This window comes from Sinorhizobium numidicum (assembly GCF_029892045.1).
Taxonomy (GTDB): domain Bacteria; phylum Pseudomonadota; class Alphaproteobacteria; order Rhizobiales; family Rhizobiaceae; genus Sinorhizobium; species Sinorhizobium numidicum.
The window spans coordinates 555299-572998 of record NZ_CP120369.1; the positions used below are offsets into that span (position 1 = coordinate 555299).

General features: G+C 59.6%; 22 protein-coding genes. 13 read left to right on the plus strand and 9 right to left on the minus strand.

The window, feature by feature from the left end:
* Window positions 1–181 precede the first annotated feature (181 nt).
* Together PYH37_RS31750 and PYH37_RS31755 are read right to left on the minus strand one after the other, a co-directional pair.
* Complete coding sequence (locus tag PYH37_RS31750) at window positions 182–1648, minus strand: adenylate/guanylate cyclase domain-containing protein (protein ID WP_280736523.1); 1467 nt, start codon at window positions 1646–1648, stop codon at window positions 182–184.
* The gene (locus PYH37_RS31755; protein ID WP_280736522.1) at window positions 1645–2421 is read right to left on the minus strand and encodes a COG4705 family protein; all 777 of its coding nucleotides are present in this window, start codon (window positions 2419–2421) and stop codon (window positions 1645–1647) included. The genes PYH37_RS31750 and PYH37_RS31755 overlap by 4 nt, the downstream gene beginning before the upstream one ends.
* Before the next feature lie 614 nt (window positions 2422–3035).
* On the opposite strand from PYH37_RS31755, the gene PYH37_RS31760 reads away from it, so the two are divergent.
* Genes PYH37_RS31760 through PYH37_RS31770 form a run of 3 tightly spaced genes read left to right on the plus strand, consistent with a single transcriptional unit; the run spans window position 3036 to window position 5624 of the window.
* Window positions 3036–3713 carry a winged helix-turn-helix domain-containing protein gene (locus tag PYH37_RS31760; RefSeq protein WP_280736521.1) on the plus strand — a complete coding sequence of 226 codons (678 nt, stop codon included), beginning with the start codon at window positions 3036–3038 and terminating at the stop codon, window positions 3711–3713.
* On the plus strand, window positions 3700–5067 hold the full coding sequence (locus PYH37_RS31765) for a sensor histidine kinase (protein WP_280736520.1): 1368 nt from the start codon (window positions 3700–3702) through the stop codon (window positions 5065–5067). Before PYH37_RS31760 ends, PYH37_RS31765 begins: the two co-directional genes overlap by 14 nt.
* A 2-nt stretch (window positions 5068–5069) precedes the next feature.
* Entirely contained in the window at window positions 5070–5624 is a 555-nt protein-coding gene (locus PYH37_RS31770) for a dual specificity protein phosphatase family protein (RefSeq protein WP_280736519.1), read from the plus strand.
* Window positions 5625–5743: 119 nt separating this feature from the next.
* On the opposite strand, the gene PYH37_RS31775 is transcribed toward PYH37_RS31770, so the two are convergent.
* From PYH37_RS31775 to aztA, 6 genes are all read right to left on the minus strand, one after another.
* Complete coding sequence (locus tag PYH37_RS31775) at window positions 5744–5866, minus strand: hypothetical protein (protein WP_280736518.1); 123 nt, start codon at window positions 5864–5866, stop codon at window positions 5744–5746.
* A 257-nt stretch (window positions 5867–6123) separates the two neighbouring features.
* Window positions 6124–6435 (minus strand): hypothetical protein, encoded by a 312-nt coding sequence (locus tag PYH37_RS31780; RefSeq protein ID WP_280736517.1) that lies wholly within the window; start codon window positions 6433–6435, stop codon window positions 6124–6126.
* The gene (locus PYH37_RS31785) at window positions 6432–7499 is read right to left on the minus strand and encodes a CobW family GTP-binding protein (RefSeq protein ID WP_280736516.1); all 1068 of its coding nucleotides are present in this window, start codon (window positions 7497–7499) and stop codon (window positions 6432–6434) included. The genes PYH37_RS31780 and PYH37_RS31785 overlap by 4 nt, the downstream gene beginning before the upstream one ends.
* A gap of 129 nt (window positions 7500–7628) precedes the next feature.
* The gene (aztC, locus tag PYH37_RS31790) at window positions 7629–8600 is read right to left on the minus strand and encodes a zinc ABC transporter substrate-binding protein AztC (protein WP_280736515.1); all 972 of its coding nucleotides are present in this window, start codon (window positions 8598–8600) and stop codon (window positions 7629–7631) included.
* 19 nt (window positions 8601–8619) lie between these two features.
* Entirely contained in the window at window positions 8620–9486 is an 867-nt protein-coding gene (gene aztB, locus PYH37_RS31795; protein ID WP_280736514.1) for a zinc ABC transporter permease AztB, read from the minus strand.
* Window positions 9479–10294, minus strand: a complete 816-nt coding sequence (aztA, locus tag PYH37_RS31800; protein ID WP_280736513.1) for a zinc ABC transporter ATP-binding protein AztA — start codon at window positions 10292–10294, stop codon at window positions 9479–9481. The genes aztB and aztA overlap by 8 nt, the downstream gene beginning before the upstream one ends.
* A 151-nt stretch (window positions 10295–10445) precedes the next feature.
* Here aztA and PYH37_RS31805 point away from each other — a divergent pair, with 151 nt between their 5' ends.
* The 10 genes from PYH37_RS31805 to PYH37_RS31850 all read left to right on the plus strand — a co-directional run bounded on the left by PYH37_RS31805 (window position 10446) and on the right by PYH37_RS31850 (window position 16849).
* A complete protein-coding gene (locus PYH37_RS31805) occupies window positions 10446–11435 on the plus strand; it encodes a CobW family GTP-binding protein (RefSeq protein WP_280736512.1) in 990 nt (329 codons plus the stop codon).
* A 52-nt stretch (window positions 11436–11487) separates the two neighbouring features.
* Complete coding sequence (aztD, locus tag PYH37_RS31810; protein WP_280736511.1) at window positions 11488–12723, plus strand: zinc metallochaperone AztD; 1236 nt, start codon at window positions 11488–11490, stop codon at window positions 12721–12723.
* Window positions 12724–12794: 71 nt separating this feature from the next.
* On the plus strand, window positions 12795–13208 hold the full coding sequence (locus PYH37_RS31815) for a Fur family transcriptional regulator (RefSeq protein WP_280736510.1): 414 nt from the start codon (window positions 12795–12797) through the stop codon (window positions 13206–13208).
* A gap of 64 nt (window positions 13209–13272) precedes the next feature.
* Window positions 13273–14475 (plus strand): GTP-binding protein, encoded by a 1203-nt coding sequence (locus tag PYH37_RS31820; RefSeq protein ID WP_425336190.1) that lies wholly within the window; start codon window positions 13273–13275, stop codon window positions 14473–14475.
* A 250-nt stretch (window positions 14476–14725) separates the two neighbouring features.
* Window positions 14726–14977 carry a WGR domain-containing protein gene (locus PYH37_RS31825; RefSeq protein WP_280736508.1) on the plus strand — a complete coding sequence of 84 codons (252 nt, stop codon included), beginning with the start codon at window positions 14726–14728 and terminating at the stop codon, window positions 14975–14977.
* A 290-nt stretch (window positions 14978–15267) separates the two neighbouring features.
* On the plus strand, window positions 15268–15741 hold the full coding sequence (locus PYH37_RS31830) for a Ros/MucR family transcriptional regulator (RefSeq protein WP_280736617.1): 474 nt from the start codon (window positions 15268–15270) through the stop codon (window positions 15739–15741).
* A gap of 56 nt (window positions 15742–15797) precedes the next feature.
* Window positions 15798–15983: a hypothetical protein gene (locus PYH37_RS31835; RefSeq protein WP_280736507.1), complete on the plus strand. Its 186-nt coding sequence runs from the start codon at window positions 15798–15800 to the stop codon at window positions 15981–15983.
* 274 nt (window positions 15984–16257) lie between these two features.
* Window positions 16258–16428, plus strand: coding sequence for a hypothetical protein (locus tag PYH37_RS31840; protein ID WP_280736506.1), 171 nt, complete (start codon window positions 16258–16260; stop codon window positions 16426–16428).
* On the plus strand, window positions 16425–16664 hold the full coding sequence (locus PYH37_RS31845) for a hypothetical protein (RefSeq protein WP_280736505.1): 240 nt from the start codon (window positions 16425–16427) through the stop codon (window positions 16662–16664). The genes PYH37_RS31840 and PYH37_RS31845 overlap by 4 nt, the downstream gene beginning before the upstream one ends.
* Window positions 16665–16678: 14 nt before the next feature.
* Complete coding sequence (locus tag PYH37_RS31850; protein WP_280736504.1) at window positions 16679–16849, plus strand: hypothetical protein; 171 nt, start codon at window positions 16679–16681, stop codon at window positions 16847–16849.
* Window positions 16850–17177: 328 nt separating this feature from the next.
* Here the strand turns inward: PYH37_RS31850 and PYH37_RS31855 are convergent, their stop codons facing one another.
* Window positions 17178–17573, minus strand: a complete 396-nt coding sequence (locus PYH37_RS31855; protein WP_280736503.1) for a hypothetical protein — start codon at window positions 17571–17573, stop codon at window positions 17178–17180.
* Window positions 17574–17700: the final 127 nt, after the last annotated feature.

Sequence of the window (17700 nt, forward strand, 5' to 3'; positions counted from 1 at the left end):
CAAAAATTGGCAAGAACAGCCAGCAACGATGTAAGGAGGCGATAAACGGAGCGCTGGTTCCCGTTGATGCATTATGCGATCATTCCAACTAGCACAGACGGGACGCTCTCCAGAGGTCGCGCCTAAGGCCCGGGTGAAATGTGCTGAGGTGCTCCTGTCCTTGAGTTCAGGATCGGTCAGACTAGTTTATGGCTGGGGGCCTTGGGGCAGCGCTTCCGGACAAACTCAAAGGGACATGGTGCAAACATGTTGGCGTTTCGCGTTCGCACTCGACGCCGGACCCTAGCCTTAGGCGGCGGGCTTGCACAGGGCGCTGGTGTCCCTTGATTTCCAGAGCCACGGTCGCCGTCTCCACCAACGATAGGCCCTCTGGCGGACGGCCGAGCTCGAATGACACGATCAACTCCGACGGCAGCGCGCCTCCGCAGAGCCCGGCGGCGATGTTGACGGTATCTCCAAGGATCGTGGCGTCCTTTCGCCCGCCAGCTCCGATTTCGGCCTCGACCAGATTGCCCTCGTGTATGCCTATGCCGACCTGTCGAGGGAGCTCGCATTGCCGCAGCCGGGTCAGCGTCTCGTTTGCCGCTCGCCAGGCATTCTCCTTCCGTTCGTCGCCCTCGAACCACGCCACGAGACCATCGCCCAGGAGGCGATCGACGTCGCCGCCGTGAGCGGTGACAGCCTGGAACCCAATATTTGCGACCGCGGAGACCAGCGCTGCCGCTTCGTACGGCGTCGCCGCTTCGGCAAAGCTCGAAAAGTCGCGAATGTCGAGGAACAGCACCGACGCATTGATACGCCGCGGACTGCTCGACCGCGCCTCTGCACGCCGGCTAACATTCTTCGAAACGAATCGCGCCAGCGAGGCATGGGCCTCGTTCAACGCGGCGGTTCGGTGGTCGATTTCGGATTGCGCCTTTGAGACAAACAAGAGGGCCAGGCCGATCGATATGGCAAAGACGGAGCCGACCCCGCCGAGCCAGAGCAACGTGTAGGTGGAAAGCGCGCGTTCCCAGTTTGCAGATGCCTCCGCAGTGACCACGACCAGCGGCGGTTCTTTCGAATTGGCTTGGATCTTGGTTGCCACCAGCCAATGCATCGACGGTCCGTCCTGTTCGCGGAACAGAGAGAAGCCGTGCTTTACGCTCTTGAATTCACCAAGGCTCAAATTTCGACAGCCGCGATCTGCCGTTCCCGCGATAATGGAACCGGACGCATCGAGAATGACGGCACATAGCCAGTTCATCTCCTCGGCTTCCCTTGACAGGGCCGAAGACGCCACCGCCACCTCGCCCTTGGTCGCGCCCAGTTGGCGTGCCAGCCATGCCGCCGGATCGGCACGCTCTGCGGTGGCGACCAAAGCACTGTGCCAGGCTGCTGCCTGCGATTCATAAGCATATTCGGCGCTGCTTGAGAGCGCCTGCGCGAATGCAAACAGCAAGCCGATCAGGGCGGCAGCAAGTGACGGTAGCACGAGCAAGACGAAGCGACGCCGCAACTGGTATGCCGAGCGCTCGCATTTCTGCTTCGTTACCTGCTGGTGAGCCGCAGTTTCCACCGTGGCGCCGCTGACAATCAGACCGGCGCGTTGCGTGCGCCGGCCCAGGTTTCGCTGGGGTTCGTTACAGCTTTCGCGCAGTAGGGTCACGACGCCTTCGCATCCGAAAGCTCGAGCCGCATCTTGCGATCGCGACGCGAGCCGATGAAAACCACCCCCCCAAGAAGAGCGAAGGCGACGAGCGACGTCTCAAGCGTTCCGAGCTCGAGACCGCCATGGGTGTGTTCTTTGACCAGGAAGTCGCCGAAGGTCGCACCGAACGGACGGGTGAAGATGAAGGCCGCCCAGAAGAGGAGGACGGCGTTGATTTTGGTGAAGTAGTGGAGCGCCAGGATCACGGCAATTAGGGCCGAGCATACCAGAGCGCCCTGTACGAAATTCAGGCCGATCGGGTCGATCAAAGCATCGCCGAATGCGGTACCGAGGCTGTTGGAGAAGACCACAGCGATCCAGAAGAACAGCTCGCTGTCCTTGCCCACGATGGGCTCGACGCTCAACGTCCGCTTGCGCCAGTACCAAAGCGTCAGCGTGATGGCCAGACCGGCGACCAGGATCGTCGAGCCGAGCACGTAGCCGAGCCCGAACGTACGGTCCATCATATCCGAGATTTCAGTGCCTGTAGTGGTGGTGGCGACGATCGCGGCCCAGAACAGGGCCGGGTGGAAGGCATTGGACCGGATCTGCGTGAGCAGGACGCCGACAAGCAGCGCGACCGTTCCGAAGAAGCCAACAACATAGCCGAGGCCCAGGGTGTGGGCGATAAAGTCCCCGGCAGTTTCGCCGAGTGTGGTCGCGATGATCTTTGCGATCCAGAAGGATGCAGTGATCGCTGCGATCTTGTTTGGGATGTCTGGTTGAACCATTTTCGTCTCTCGTCCGCTTGAGTGCTTGCGGACACCTGTCCGCGACGACCCAAGTTGCACGGGCACTTTCACTTAGACCTGGCCGTCAACATACGGATATGTAAAACGTGGTTATCACTGGCGCGCAGGCGCTACTTTCTCCGCGTGCGGCTTTGGGCGATGCTTCTACACATCCAGGGGAACCCAACCGCCGTCCTGGCGCTATGCGAGCGCGCGAGGGCCACGCCGACGCTTTCAATGCTGATGCTTTCGAGCCACTTTTCGGCCCCCGGCCACCAGGCGGGAGCCGCGCGGTAACGCAGGCCCGGCCGCTTTCGACGGCTTGCAAGAGCGACAAGCCGCTACTCGAAACGACAACCGTCCGAGACATGGACCGGGCATTCCCGAGAGCGATCGGATGAACCTTCTGCGCCGAAGTTGTGGAGAGGCTGCTATACAGTGCTCTTGCCGACAGGATGCCGTTCGTAAGAACGTCCTTTGAGCATTGAATTGCCGCTGACCCGAACCGCCTTACGAATTTGTAAAAATTCGATCAGGTCTGGGACACAATATTGCGCGATTTATACACCGAAGAGAGTTTACCGGTGGCAGGATAACGGTGGAGTCGGACGGCAATGCGCATTCTCGTCATCGAGGACGACCAAAAGACATCGGAATATATTCTAAGGGGCCTGTCCGAAGCGGGTCATGTCTGCGATGTCATCGAGGACGGTCGTGACGCCCTCTTTCAGGCCAGCCGTGAGCCATACGACGTCATGATCGTCGATAGAATGCTGCCGGGTCTGGACGGACTTTCCCTGGTCAAAGCGGTCCGCGCGGCGAAGGTGAAGACCCCGGTGTTGTTCCTGACAGCGGTCGGCGGGGTCGACGACCGGGTGGAAGGACTTGAGGCGGGCGGAGATGATTACCTGACAAAGCCCTTCGCCTTTTCGGAGCTGCTCGCCCGTGTCAACGCGCTTTGCCGGCGCCCTCCGGTCCAGGATCAGAAAACGCTTCTTCGTTTTGCCGATCTGGAAATGGACATGGTCAAGCGACAGGTCAGCCGCCGGGGGCAGACGATCGATCTGCAGCCGCGGGAATTCACGCTGCTCGAGGTGCTGATGCGGGCAGAAGGGAGGGTGCTGACGCGGACAATGCTTCTGGAACGGGTGTGGGATTTCCACTTCGACCCAAAGACCAGCGTCGTCGAAACACATATCAGCCGTCTAAGAGCGAAGATCGACAAGCCGTTCGACGCTCCGCTGCTCCATACGGTGCGCAATATCGGATATCGCCTCGATGCGCGCCGCTAGACTGTTGCGGAGCACGCCCTTCCGTCTGGCGCTCACGTTCGGCTTCCTCTTCGTCCTGGCATTCCTCGTCACCGGCACCATCGTTTATGCAATGCTCAAGCGGGAATTGGCGGAGGCGCTCGACGCCTCCGTGCGCGAGACCTATTCGGTAGTAGCCTCCACCTACTCATCCGGCGATCTGGAGGATCTGTCAGCGGCGATCAATACCTATGCCAGGCTTAGTCGGTCTGACGATCAGGTGTATCTGTTGCTCGACGACAAGGGCGAGCGGCTGGCCGGCAATCTTGGATCCGTGTCTGTTGACGATGGCCTGTCGAGCGTTAGCGCCTCGAATCTGGGACTAAAGGGCGACGAGCAGTTTCGAATAATGGCCGGCAACGTAGGCAGGTATCGGCTCGTTTTCGGCCACAGTTTCGCGGAAACCGACGAAGTCGAGGAAACCGCACTAGCGAGCTTCGCTTGGGGCGCCGGCGTGATCGTCGCCCTCGCATTCGGCGGCGGGGCCATCCTCGCCAACCGCGCCCAGCATCGGCTGCAGGGTATTGCGCGTGCAATGAGCGAGGTTTCGAACGGCAATCTTTCTCCGCGTATTCCGCTGAGCGGGAACGGCGACGATATCGACGTCGTCTCGAAGCACATGAACGAGGCGCTCGATCGTCTGTCGGCGCTAGTCGAGGGCATGCGCCAGGTCAGCGCTGATATTGCCCATGATCTGAAGACGCCACTGAACCGCTTGCGCATGACGATCGAGCAGGCCATGCAGCAAAGCGAACGGGGCGAAGATGTGCAGGATCGTCTCGTCGAAGCGCGCGCGGAGAGCGACCGGATCAACGCTACATTCGAGGCCTTATTGCGCATATCGCAGATCGAGGCCGGCGCGCGAAAGACGCGATTCCGACCCGTCGACCTGATGGATGTCCTGCAGTCAGTTTCAGAGATCTATCGCAGCGTCGCCGAAGATAACGATCAGGAGTTGGAGTTCATATCCGAAGTGAAGCTTCCCTGTATGATCGTGGGTGACCGTGAGTTGCTCACTCAACTCTTCGTCAATCTCATCGAAAATGCGATCACCCACTGCCCCCCGAAAACACAGATCACGATGAAGCTCGCGGTGGATGGTCGAAGCTTCCGCGTCACCGTTGCGGATGACGGGCCGGGCATTCCGGCGGGGGAACGCGAGCTCGTGTTCCGGCGCCTTTATCGGCTCGACAAAAGCCGCACGACGCCCGGTAGTGGCCTTGGCCTTAGTCTCGTGAAGGCAATTGCCGATCTGCATGCCGCCAGCATAGTGCTCGACGACCGAAAGCCAGGCCTCGATGCAATCCTCCGTTTTCCTGCGCAACAACTGGGGTGAACATGAAGAAATTTTCGAATTTGCTGGCAGGTGCCGCCGGCGCGGCTGCATTACTTTTAGGCGGTTACCTTGGCGTTCTGCAACTTACGGGCAATTTCCACGAGGTGCTGCCCAGCGAGCTTTACCGATCGGCGCAGCCGTCGGCGGCCGACATCGCGAGCTATGCACGGCAATACGCAATCAAGACGATTGTGAATCTGCGCGGCAAAAGCAAGGAAGGCTGGTATCGGCAGGAAGTCGACGCTGCCAATCGAGCCGGCATTGCTCATGTCGATTTCCGGCTGTCGGCCTCCAAGAAGGTTTCACCAGATGAGGTCCGGCAACTAGTTGCGTTGCTGCAGGATGCCCCAAAGCCGATTCTCATTCATTGCCAGGCGGGAGCCGATAGAACGGGACTGGTCTCGATGATCTATCTTCAGCAGATCGCGGGCGTTGACGAAGAGACTGCGGAACGGCAATTATCTGTCCGCTACGGCCACATTGGCATTCCCTACATTTCCGCCGCCTTTGCCATGGATGAGAGCTGGGAGGATTTCGAAAGGATCATCTTTGGATAGGTCTCCTTTATCGAGCCGCTCAACGCAGCGAGGCTCTCGTCTCGATAATCGACGACAGATTTGAAGGTGGCAATCCTAATCGGCAGAAGCTGGCGGTATTGCCCGATCATCAATGCGCGTCAGTCCGTGTGATTTCGGACCCAGCAGATCGGCAGGCGAGCTCCCGCGCCGGCGCGAATTGCGGTCGCGTCGCCACCTTGCGCGCCGAGGCTCCGCGCCAGGATGAGCGAATAGGACAGCATTCATCTCTGTCTCCGGCCTTCCTCCGGAACAGCTGCACACCTACGTCGCACCGATCGGACTCAGTAAGGACGAATGACGGCATTCCACCGTCAGACTGCCCGCGAAGTGATCGGAGACGCAGTGCTCGGCGATCTTTTGGTCCTGTAGCCAAACCGCACCGGGATTCATCGTTCGGCAAAGCACGAACAAACCTTTGCCGAACATTTTGGGGCAGCTCCCATCAACACAATTCGCCGCGAGCAGAACCGAGTGTACGCTAGGGTTCGATCGCTCCCGCAAGCTCATCTACGCCCGGCCCGCGGCTAAATGCACTCGCAATATCCTCGATGACGATGTCCTTCATTGGCTTGTGAATCGATGCTTGCATGGTTGGTCCAGGTCCCTGCATGACGAGAACGACAGTCTCTTTTGGGGGGCAGCCCGGTAGATGACAGGCAAGTTCGTTGACGGAGACGATGGTGTCGTCTTGCAGCATAAGCACCTCGCGCGTCCATTGTTTGATCGCACGCGCGCTGTTGATGACGCCAGCCGTGCCACGCGCGAGAGGATTGACGAAGGTGCCGCTCATGCGGACCTCCGCTGCTTCCTGGACGAGCGCGGCGCTAGCACGTCGAAGACGTCGCGGATCGGCTTGGCGGGCATGTCCTGGCCAATCAGGACGACGCGACTGCGGCGATCACCGTCTGGCCATCTGTCGAGGCGGTGGCACGGATAGAGCCGATGCCGCACGGCATGCGCCACCAGGGGCCGGTTCGGATCATCGGCAAGTGCGAAAATGCCCTTCAATCGGAGCAGGCCCGACTCAATATTGCTCGTTACGATGTGGAGAAAGGTCTCCACGGCTTGGGGTTCGAGCGGCACGTCATGTGTCAGGCTGAACGCTTCGATCTCGTCGCCGTGTCGATTCGGCTCATGGGAATGGTCGGAATGCTGAACAAGCGTCTCCATCGCAAGCCATCCAGGCACATCCTCGGCTTTGCTGGATGTGGAATAGCCGCCTTCGCCGAACAGGGCTTCCAGATCAAGTCCCTTACGACGGTCATGATAGCGAGCAGCCGGATTGAGCCCTGAGAGTTCTGCGGCCCAATCATGAGGCTCATCCGTAAGATCGGTTTTCGTGAGGACGATATGGTCGGCGAAAGCGAGCTGCTTCCAGCCTTCAAGGAAGCAGTCGAGCGTTGATCGGCCCGTCAGAACATCGAAAGCCGTGACGACGCCGGCAAGGAAGAAGTGCCGCGCCACCACGTGGTCCCGCAGTCCCATGGCAGGTGCGCCACCGGGAATGAGGCTGTTGATGATTGGAGCGGGATCGGCGAGTCCGGTGGTCTCGATAATGACCCGCGAAACCGGAGGAATTTCGGCTCGCAGCCGCGTCTCGTGCAGCTCGTACAGGGAGACGCGGACGTCGCTCGTCGCCGTACAGCAGATGCAGCCGGTCGTGGTGCGGAAATAGGTTTCAGAACCGGTGCGGACTAGGTCGTGGTCGATCGCAACCGTCCCGAACTCATTGATGATGACGGCCGTGCCTACCATCCGGGGATCGGCAAGAACCGCGTTCAGCAACGTTGTCTTACCGGAGCCGAGGAAGCCCGTCAGCAATGTCACGGGCACCGGGTCGTAGATTGGCCTCATTTGATCCTCCGGTTTCCCCCGCGCTGGCTTGTGCCGCTTGAACAGTCCGCCAATCATGTCGCGATCGCCTCCAATGGTTCACACGGGTGGTTTGCAGGCTTGCCCGGCCCATGCCGGGCAAGCCGCTGGTCAGCTTCCGAGAATGGCAGCCTTGATGGTGTTCACGTTATAGCGGAACATGTCGATATAGGTGGCTGCCGGACCGTCTTCGCCGGAGAGCGCATCGGAATAGAGCGTTCCGCCGACCTTCAGACCGGTTTCGCCGGCAATCTGCTCGATGAGGCGGGGATTGGTGATGCTCTCGACAAAGATCGCCGAGGCCTTCTCCTCCTTCACCTGATCGACGAGCCTGGCGACGTCGGCGGCGGATGCTTCCGCTTCCGTCGAGATGCTCTCAGGTGCGATGAACTTCAGACCGTAGTCGTGCTCGAAATAGCCGAACGCATCATGCGAGGTGATGATGGTGCGCTTGTCCTGCGGAATGGCGTCGATTGCGGCCTTCACCTCCGCCTCCAGTTCGCCGAGCTTGGCGAGATAGGCTTCCGAGTTGGCCGCGTATGTCGCGCAACCAGCCTTGTCGGCTTGGCAGAAGGCGTCGGCGATGTTCTTCACGTAGATTTTGGCATTGTGGATGGACTGCCAAGCGTGCGGGTCGAACTCGCCATGGTGGTGATGCCCTTCATGGCCATGATCGTGCCCGTTCTCGGCCGTCGCATGCTCCTCGCTTTCGTGCTGAGCACCCTCTTCTTCCGCCGCTTTCAGCGGTTCGATGCCCTTGCTCACTTCGATCACGGGAGCCTTGGTACCGCTCGTCTCGATCAGGCGCGACATGAAGCCTTCGAACTGAAGACCGTTCGTCAGAACAACATCGGCTTGCTCCAGAGCAGCCGCATCGGCCGGGCGTGGCTCGTAGACGTGGGCATCGCCATCGACCGGCACCAGCGTCGCGATTTCAGCCCGATAGCCGCCCACGTTCTTGGCGAAATCGGCGATGATGGAGAAGCTCGCGACGACCTTTAGCTCGGCAGCAGACGCGCTGGCAGCGAGACCGCCAAGCGTAAGAAGGCTGGCATAGGTTGCGAGGCGTAATGTCCTGAACATGAAAATCTCCTTATGATGATCAGGCGGTTTTATGGCGGCGCGACGAGAACGCGCTCGCAAGCACGCCTCTTCGGCCAAAAAGAGCGGACAGGATGTATGCGCCCCCGGCGACCATGATGATGGCCGGTCCGGACGGCATGGATGCGTGATAGGAAAGGATGAGGCCGCCGAGCGATGAAACCACGGCGATAGCGATGGCGATCAGGCACAAGACGCGGACATCGTTTGACCAGAAGCGGGCTGCCACGGCCGGCAGCATCATCAGACCGACTGACAGCAGTGTGCCCAGCGCCTGAAATCCGCCGACGAGATTGAGCACGACCAACACCAGGAACAGGAGGTGGACGGGCCCGCCGATCCGGCTGACCGATCGCAAGAAAAGCGGATCGAGGCACTCGGCGACGAGCCCGCGCCAGCAGGGGCCGAAGGCGAGGAAGGTCACGGCGGCAATACTTGCGATCAAGCCAATCGCCTCGTCGTTCAGGGCGAGTACGGAGCCGAACAGCACATGCATCAGATCGACGCTCGACCCACGCCATGAAACCAGAAGGACACCCGCGGCCAGGGAGATCAGGTAGAAGGCCGCCATCGAGGCATCCTCCTTCTGGACCGTGAAGCGCGACACGAGCCCGGAGCCGAGCGCCACAACCAAGCCAACGACCAGACCACCTATCGTCATTGGCAGGATGTCGAGTCCGAAGAGGAGAAAGCCGAGTGCGGCCCCTGGCAGTATGGCATGCGACATTGCATCGCCGGTCAGGCTCATGCGTCGAAGCATCAGAAACACGCCCACGGGCGCGCAACTGACCGATAGAACCACGGAACCAAGCAGCGCCCGCTGCATGAAGCCGTATTGCAGGAAGGGGCCGAGCAAATTGTCATACATGGGCGGCAACCCTTTGCTTGGGGCCGCCGCCTTGCTTGGGACCACCGTCGTGCTCGTGAACGGGACTGGAACCCGGCCGCTCGTCCTCGCACCAACCGGCCCTGTCGTCCCACGCCTCCTGGAAATTCCGTGCGCGCGACAGGTTCTCCGGGGTCAGAACCTCCGATGTCGGTCCCCAGGCCACCAGCTTGCGAGCGATCAGCAGCGTGCGCGGAAAATGCGCGCGCACAAGCGCATGATCGTGCAGGACGCAAAGCACCGTCCGGCGCTGCGCGGCCCACTCCTGGATCAGACGAACGAGATCTTGGATCGTCCTCCCGTCGACTGCGTTGAAGGGCTCGTCCAGCAGGATCAGATCGGCATCCTGGAGCATCGTCCGCGCAAACAGGGCGCGCTGCATTTGCCCCCCGGACAGACTGTCGAGAGGGCGCTTCTCAAAGCCTGTCAGTCCGACGGCATCAAGGCACGCGGCAAGTTTCGCCCTGTCCTTGCCGGTAATGCGGCCTAGCAATCCCCGGTCCTGCCAGAAGCCAAGCGATACCAGATCGATTACGCGCGCCGGAAAGCTGCGATCCAGTTCCGATTGCTGCGGCAGATAGGCCAGCCGCCGATAACCCGTGGAACAAGTGCCGCTGATCGGCTTCAGGATCCCTGCGATCCCCTTCATCAGCGTCGACTTGCCTGATCCATTGGCGCCGACGATCGCGGTCAGAACCCCGCGCTCGGCAGTGCCGCTCAGGTGGTGAACAGCAGCATGGCCCCTATAGCCGAGCGTCAGATTTTTGAATTCCAGGCAGATGTCGGTCATCGCGTCCTCAGGGATTGACAGCGACTGCATATGTAATGTTATTACGTTCGTCAAATGAATTGTTACGTAATAACGTACCGATGACTCGAACGTGACCCCGACGCCAAGCCCGCTCGGCGGTGTCAGAACCCGTTAATTGAGGAGATCAACCATGCCGAAGCAGAGCGAGCCAACTCCAGTCACCGTGCTTACGGGCTATCTTGGCGCGGGCAAGACCACGCTTCTAAACCGGATCCTCACTGAACCGCGTGGCAAAAAGTTCGCGGTGATCGTCAACGAATTCGGCGAGGTGGGCATCGACAACGATCTGATCGTCGATGCGGACGAAGAAATCTTCGAAATGAACAACGGCTGCATTTGCTGCACGGTGCGCGGCGACCTTATCCGCATCATCGAAGCGCTGATGCGCCGCCGAGACCGGTTTGACGGCATACTCATTGAAACCACCGGCCTCGCGGACCCGGCGCCGGTAGCGCAGACCTTCTTCGTCGATGAAGACGTCCGGTCAAAGACACGCCTCGATTCGATCATCACCGTTGTCGATGCCAGGCATCTCCTCGACGAGATCGACCGGGCGCCTGAGGCGCAAGAACAACTGGCATTCGCCGACACCATCATTCTCAACAAGATCGATCTCGTAACGGAGCAGGCGATAACCTCTGTCGAAGAGCGGATCCGGCGCCTCAATCCGACCGCCAGCATTCTGCGCTCGGAACGCTGCAATTTCGATATTGCCAGCCTGCTCGATCGCAAGGCCTTCGATCTCGATCGCATTCTCGAAGTGGAACCCGACTTCCTCGACGAGGAACATGACCATGAGCACGACGACCATGTGACGAGTTTCTCGCTTGTCCAACGGGAGCCGATAGATCCGAACAAGTTCTTCAATTGGCTCCAGACCGTTACGCGAGCCTTCGGCATGGCCATGCTCCGGATGAAGGGAATCATCTCATTTGCCGGCGACGACGACAGGTACGTCGTCCAGGGCGTGCACATGCTGATGGAAGGCGATCATCAACGTCCCTGGAAGGCCGGTGAAGAGCGCGTGACGCGCCTCGTCTTCATCGGACGCAATCTTCCGAAGGACATCATCAGCGACGGCTTTTCCAAATGCCGCGCGACGCGAGAAGCCGCCGAGTAGCGGCGCGCAAGCCCGCCAATCAGAAATCGTTTCAAACCAAAGGAAGGAACCTATGAGATTGTCTCTCACCCAAAACCGCCTGCTGACGGCAATGGCGGCGACCCTCGTGTTTGCGGCCCAGGGCGCGCTCGCCGAAGACCACGAAACGCAAGCGGCTTGGCGGATCTTCGTCGCCGATCATACGCAGCCGGTCGTTCGGGCCATCGATTTTTCTGACGGCAAGGAACTTGGCCACTACGACTTGAAAGGTTATGCGGCGCTGACCGCAAGCGCCTCCGGACAGACGGTGTTTGCAACGCAATCGGATCATGACGTCGTGCACGTCATCAGGACCGGCATCACATTCTCCGATCACGGCGAACATCGTGACCTGGACGTCACGGACGTGGCTCTTCTTCCGGCAACCTTCGAGGGCAAGCGCCCTGTCCACGTCGTTCCGCACGGCGACCACGCGATCCTGTTTTACGACCGTGATGGCAAAGCCGACATTATCGACGAAGCAGCCCTGCTCGAGGGCAAGGTCGAGGTCCGCACCATCGACGCAACCAAGCCGCATCATGGTGTTGCAGTGACCCTAGGACGCTACGTGCTGGTATCGATACCGAACACAGAGATCGAGACGAAGCCGGATGAACTGCCCCCGCGCGTCGGTCTGCGTGTGATCGACGATCAGGGCGAGCAGGTTGGCGACATTGCCAAATGCACCGACCTTCATGGTGAGGCGACCTCGGCGCGCCTTGTTGCCTTTGGCTGCAAAGAAGGTGTCCTCGTTGCGCGCCCTGGCGGTATCGACGGGCCGAAACTGCAAATGCTGCCCTATCCCGCGGATTTCCCGAAGGCTTCTACGGGAACGCTGTTGGGCGGCAAGGCGATGCAGTTTTTCCTCGGCAACTACGGCGAGGACAAGGTCGTGCTCATCGACCCGGACAATGAGCAACCTTTTCGATTGATCGAGCTTCCTACCCGGCGGGTCGATTTCCTGCTCGATCCTGCGACGCCGCGCAATGCCTACATCCTGACGGAGGACGGCGATCTTCACGTGCTGGACGTGATCAAGGGCGAGATCGCCCGCAAGGGCAAGGTCACCGAGCCCTATAGCAAGGATGGCCATTGGCGCGACCCCCGTCCACGTCTGGCCGTAGCCGATCGTCAGATCGCAATCACCGACCCGCGGCACTCGCTCGTCCGGGTTGTTGATGCCGAGACCCTGAAGGAGATCCGCACGATCGCAGTCGAAGGACAGCCGTTCTCGATCGTTGCTGTGGGTGGTTCCGGCGCATCGCACTGAAGTGATGATGCCGTGGTCCGGAACTGGGCGGCAGTTCCGGACCACTTGAACAACCTGTTCCGGAGAGAAAGATGCCGCAGACCAGCCATGCTGACGCGCTGAAACTGACGAAGAACCAGAGCCTCGTGCTCTCGGTGCTGCAATCGTCCGCGCAACCGCTCAGCGCCTACAGTATCCTCGACCGTCTGCGCGGCCATGGCCTCAAGGCGCCGCTCCAGGTCTATCGAGCGCTCGACAAGCTCCTGGAAGCCGGCCGCGTCCACCGTCTGGAAAGCATGAACGCCTTTGTCGTCTGCTGCCACTCCCGCCGCGGGCAAATCCATCCGCGCATTACGGCTTTCGAGATCTGCGAGGCCTGCGGCAAGGTCAACGAATTCCACGATACGAGGATCGACGACGCATTGACCAGGCATGCGAGAAGCAGCGGCTTCAAGATCAGGACCACGACGATCGAAGTCCACGGCCTCTGCGCCGACTGCCATTAACCCGCAATAGCGATCAGCACACCCCGGATCGGCATTGCCGATCGCGATGAAGGATGTCCTAGTGATGAAGAAAATTCCTGTCACTGTCTTGTCCGGCTTTCTCGGCGCCGGCAAGACAACGCTCCTCAACCATATCCTTGCCAATCGAGACGGCATGCGTGTTGCGCTTATCGTCAACGACATGAGTGAGGTCAATATCGATGCCGCTCTTGTGCGCGACGGCGGCGCCAATCTCTCCCGCACGCAGGAGCAACTCGTCGAGATGACCAACGGCTGCATCTGTTGCACGTTGCGCGACGACCTGCTGAAGGAAGTCCGCGCGCTCGCCGAGCAGGGCCGGTTCGATTACCTGTTGATCGAGTCGACCGGCATTGCCGAACCGCTGCCTGTTGCCGCGACCTTCGACTTCCGCGACGAAGGCGGGCAAAGCCTGTCGGATGTGGCAAGGCTCGACACGATGGTGACGGTTGTCGACGCCGCAAACCTGCTGAAAGACTACAGTTCCGCCGACTTCCTGTCCGATCGCGGCGACACGGCCGGCGACGGAGACAACCGCACCCTCGTCGATCTTCTGGTCGAGCAGATCGAGTTCGCCGACGTCGTGATCCTCAACAAGATCGGCACGGCCACGCCGGAAGAACGCGACGCGGCGCGCAAGATCATCGTTGGCCTTAATCCCGATGCCAAGCTCATCGAAGCCGACTTCGGCATGGTCGACCTGAAGGAGGTTTTGGGCACGGGTCGGTTCAACTTCGCCAAAGCCGAGACGCATCCGCTCTGGTTCAAGGAACTGCACGGCTTTAAGGACCACATCCCTGAAACGGAAGAATACGGCATTCGCTCCTTCGTCTATCGGGCGAAGAAGCCGTTCGATCCCATGCGGTTCCAGGCCTTCATCGACAAGTCGTGGCCGGGTGTCGTGCGCGCCAAAGGGTTCTTTTGGCTGGCAACGCGGCCACACTACGTCGGTGAAATCAGCCAGGCGGGCGCGCTGGTGAGAACCGGTAAGATGGGGCTCTGGTGGTCGTCCGTGCCACGGGAGCAATGGCCGCAGGATCCCGGCTTCCTGAAAATGCTGAAGCCCTATCTCGATCCGGTCTGGGGCGACCGCCGGCAGGAGATCGTCTTCATCGGCGCCGATCCGATGGACGAGGGCAGGATCCGCGCGGAACTCGATGCATGTCTCATCGACAGTCCGGTCTTTGCGCCCGAGCTCTGGCGCAACCTTCCCGATCCGTTCGCGGTCTGGGATCGGCGGGCGGCGTAGCGAGGGCCTGAACTATTGCGGTGACGGGGCGTCCGCAGCGGTCGATGGATGCTTCACTGACTGATGCGGACGATTCTGAAGGCAACGCCGATCTGGCGGTGAGGCCGAACCAGAGCGCGCAACTTTGACTGCCCGGAACTCCGAGTGGCGCCGACGCTCAAGCGGCGCATCAAATTTCTGAATCGATCAGCGATGATCGATTCATAAATGTCGTTGGACGGCTAACCCTTGAGCGGCCAAGCTTGCAGCCATGACGCAGCATTGGTTCCGCCTGTATGTTCAGCGAATCGACACGACCAGGAATATGGCGCGGTTTTATGCAATGTCGATCGAACCGGATCTGTTCGGCGGCTCTGCTCTGGTCCGCCGCTGGGGTCGTATCGGCACTCGCGGCCAAAAGCGTGTTGATCTGTTTAAGGACGAGCGTCAAGCGATCGGACACTTCCTTTTCTTGGCTCGCCAGAAGCGAGCCCGCGGTTACAGGCCACAATCGCGCTCTTGAGTTGAAGTATCAATGCTTATCTCGCCGGTCTCCAGCAGAATGCGCTGCCATTGTCGTTTAGTATACCCGGTGTCGACGGACAATGAGAGGGATGCGAATAGGTAATCACGGCAGAAAGCTGGAGAGACTCTCGAAACCTAAAATGCGGTCAGAACATCAGAAGCGAAGAATAAATGGCTGCAAAAACTGTCGATAAACAGCGACCTTCTCTCAAACCGCCTTCCTTCCGACCCAAATATCGGCAAGCTATGTGGTCGATCCCAATTGGTGACAGACGACGGAGAAGATCATTGACGGAATCGCGTTCGGAGATGAACGAGCGGAGACTTGAGCTCACCAGCCGCATCGTGTCCGCCTATTTGAGCCGCAATGTCGTCCCTGCCGCCGAGCTCCCGCATCTTATCCAGCAAACCTACGGCTCGCTGGGCGGGACATCTCGACCAGTGAAAGCCGAGCCCACCGTAGAGGAGCAACGCCCCGCCGTCCCGGTCAAGAAATCCGTGGCAGAGGACTTCATCATCTGCCTGGAGGACGGTAAGAAATTCAAATCTCTGAAGCGACACCTGATGGCAAAGTACGGTCTCACGCCGGAGCAGTATCGCAAAAAATGGAAGCTTCCAGCCGACTACCCGATGACGGCTCCGAACTATGCCCGACAGCGCTCGGAACTCGCACGCGCGACGGGGCTGGGAAAGAAACCGGTATCAGTGCCCGCTGCAGCCTCCACTCCTTTTCGCAAGAAGATAGGCCTGACGTTCGACTGATGCCGTGACGCGAGTTACCGATCGCAAACGAGCTCGTCGCCAAAGGGGGGAGACCGATGATCGACTGGCGCGACCTGACGGAAGAAGCTGCTATCGAAGCGGCGATGGACGAGCACGGCAAAGACGCTACGGCATCGGTCGCATACTGCGCTCTCGAGGCATACGGTGGCAGGGAGAACCCGGAGTATCGCTTCTGGCTTTTCCTGAAACGCGTGAAGCGCGAGCACATCGGTTGGGCTTGAGGCTAAAGTGCTCGCTTTGATCGGGTTCGCGGCAAGGTTCGGCATGATTGCCGAACGCCGGCAACAGTAAGAAAATGTCACCGATCAACGAGCAGCCTGCGGCATATAGCCGATGAGCCTGACGACCGATTTCAGAGTTGATCAGGGCGGCAAAGGAGGCCGACCAACTGACGCATTACGAGGTAAGCCGGCTTTTTGATCGCTCGATTGACACCATCCCCGACATGCGTGAGCAGACTGTCATCGCAGACTCCCAAGATTGACGGAGGTTCTCATGACCCATGCGGAAGGAGTGATTGAGCGCGCTCCCTCCATCGTGGCGGCTTTGCGCGCGAAAAGAGAGCGCGAGGCAGAGCGCCGCAAGGAGGTATTCGGGCGGATTGACATCCGCAAACCATTGACGATCCTCCATCGTGGCATCCAACTGAGCCTGAAATTGCAATGACCGCCCCAGAAAAACAGGTGCACCGCTCCGACCTCGAATGGGAGGTCGAGGCCGCCCTCGCCTGGCATGATGAATATGCGCGCGCAACGATCGCCACACTGCTGCTTGACTGCAAATATCTGGGCGAGCAACTGGCGCTTCATTGCCGTTTTCCGATTCTGTGCAACGGTTGCACAAACGATCGTTTGCGCAACGCTCAAATGAGCGTAGCATCCCCGGCGCCTGAGAAGCAGTGATTAGGGAGATAACGATGACGAAGGCGATCTTACCAGCCCTGTCGGACCCGGAGAGCACCGCGGACGCAGCGATCGAACTGTTCGGCGACGAGGCAGCGACGGCCGTGGCACATTGCGGTCTTGACGCCTGGACGGACGGGCGAGCAGACGATTTCGCATTCTGGTCGACATTTTCCGTCGTCTAACCGGGGTGCCGTCACCCGGCGCCAGCCACTGAGCCGACAGTCGCGGGGTTTTTAGCTGCCGCCTCAGACCAACCGCACCTAGACGAGGAAAGCAAGGTAGAGAACTCAAACGCAGATTATGCCGACTGCACGGATCTGCAGTGTTATCGGAGATGGCATAACGACCTTGACTTGTTACGCTACATGCAACATATAAAGGGCATAGTTTTCGAGGTGGGAACGGCTTCCCCACGCGCCACCGAGTGTGGTTAGTAGTCGAAAGACCAAGAGATGCGGACTTTAGCACCCGCCGAAAACGAATTCAAAAGCCTCGCGAAAGCGGGGCTTTTTATTTGGCTAGAATGACGAATTTCTTTCGAATCCTGCGCTCGAGCTTATCGCGATTAATTGGATAAGCGGACTTCACGATATACGTGCCGTCCAGGCGGGGTTCGAGGTGCACGGCCACGAGCACAATGGTGTTCCCGTCCACGTGTTCGTAGATCAATTCAAAGCCGAGATTTTTGTGTTCTGGCCCTTGCCCGACGTGGGTAGGCGATCCTACGGCGAGCGAGAGGTACGGGCGGCACATCTCAAACTCATGCGCGTGGCGAGAGATTGCATGTCTTTGCGCAGCGATTGAGAAGATAACGTCTCCGTCACCGACGGCGATGCCGGCTCGCTTCAGTGCATCAATAGGCAGTTTGCCGAGAACCAGCGGTTTCAGCTTATCTCTTTTCGCCATTTCGGATTGCCCCAATATGCAGCTTTAATAGCCGCAGAGAAGCTTAGCGGCAAGGGGTGGGCATGCCCGGCGCGCGCTCACTATCGGGCTTCCAGCGCACCGATTTTAATAGGGAATTTGCCCAGTT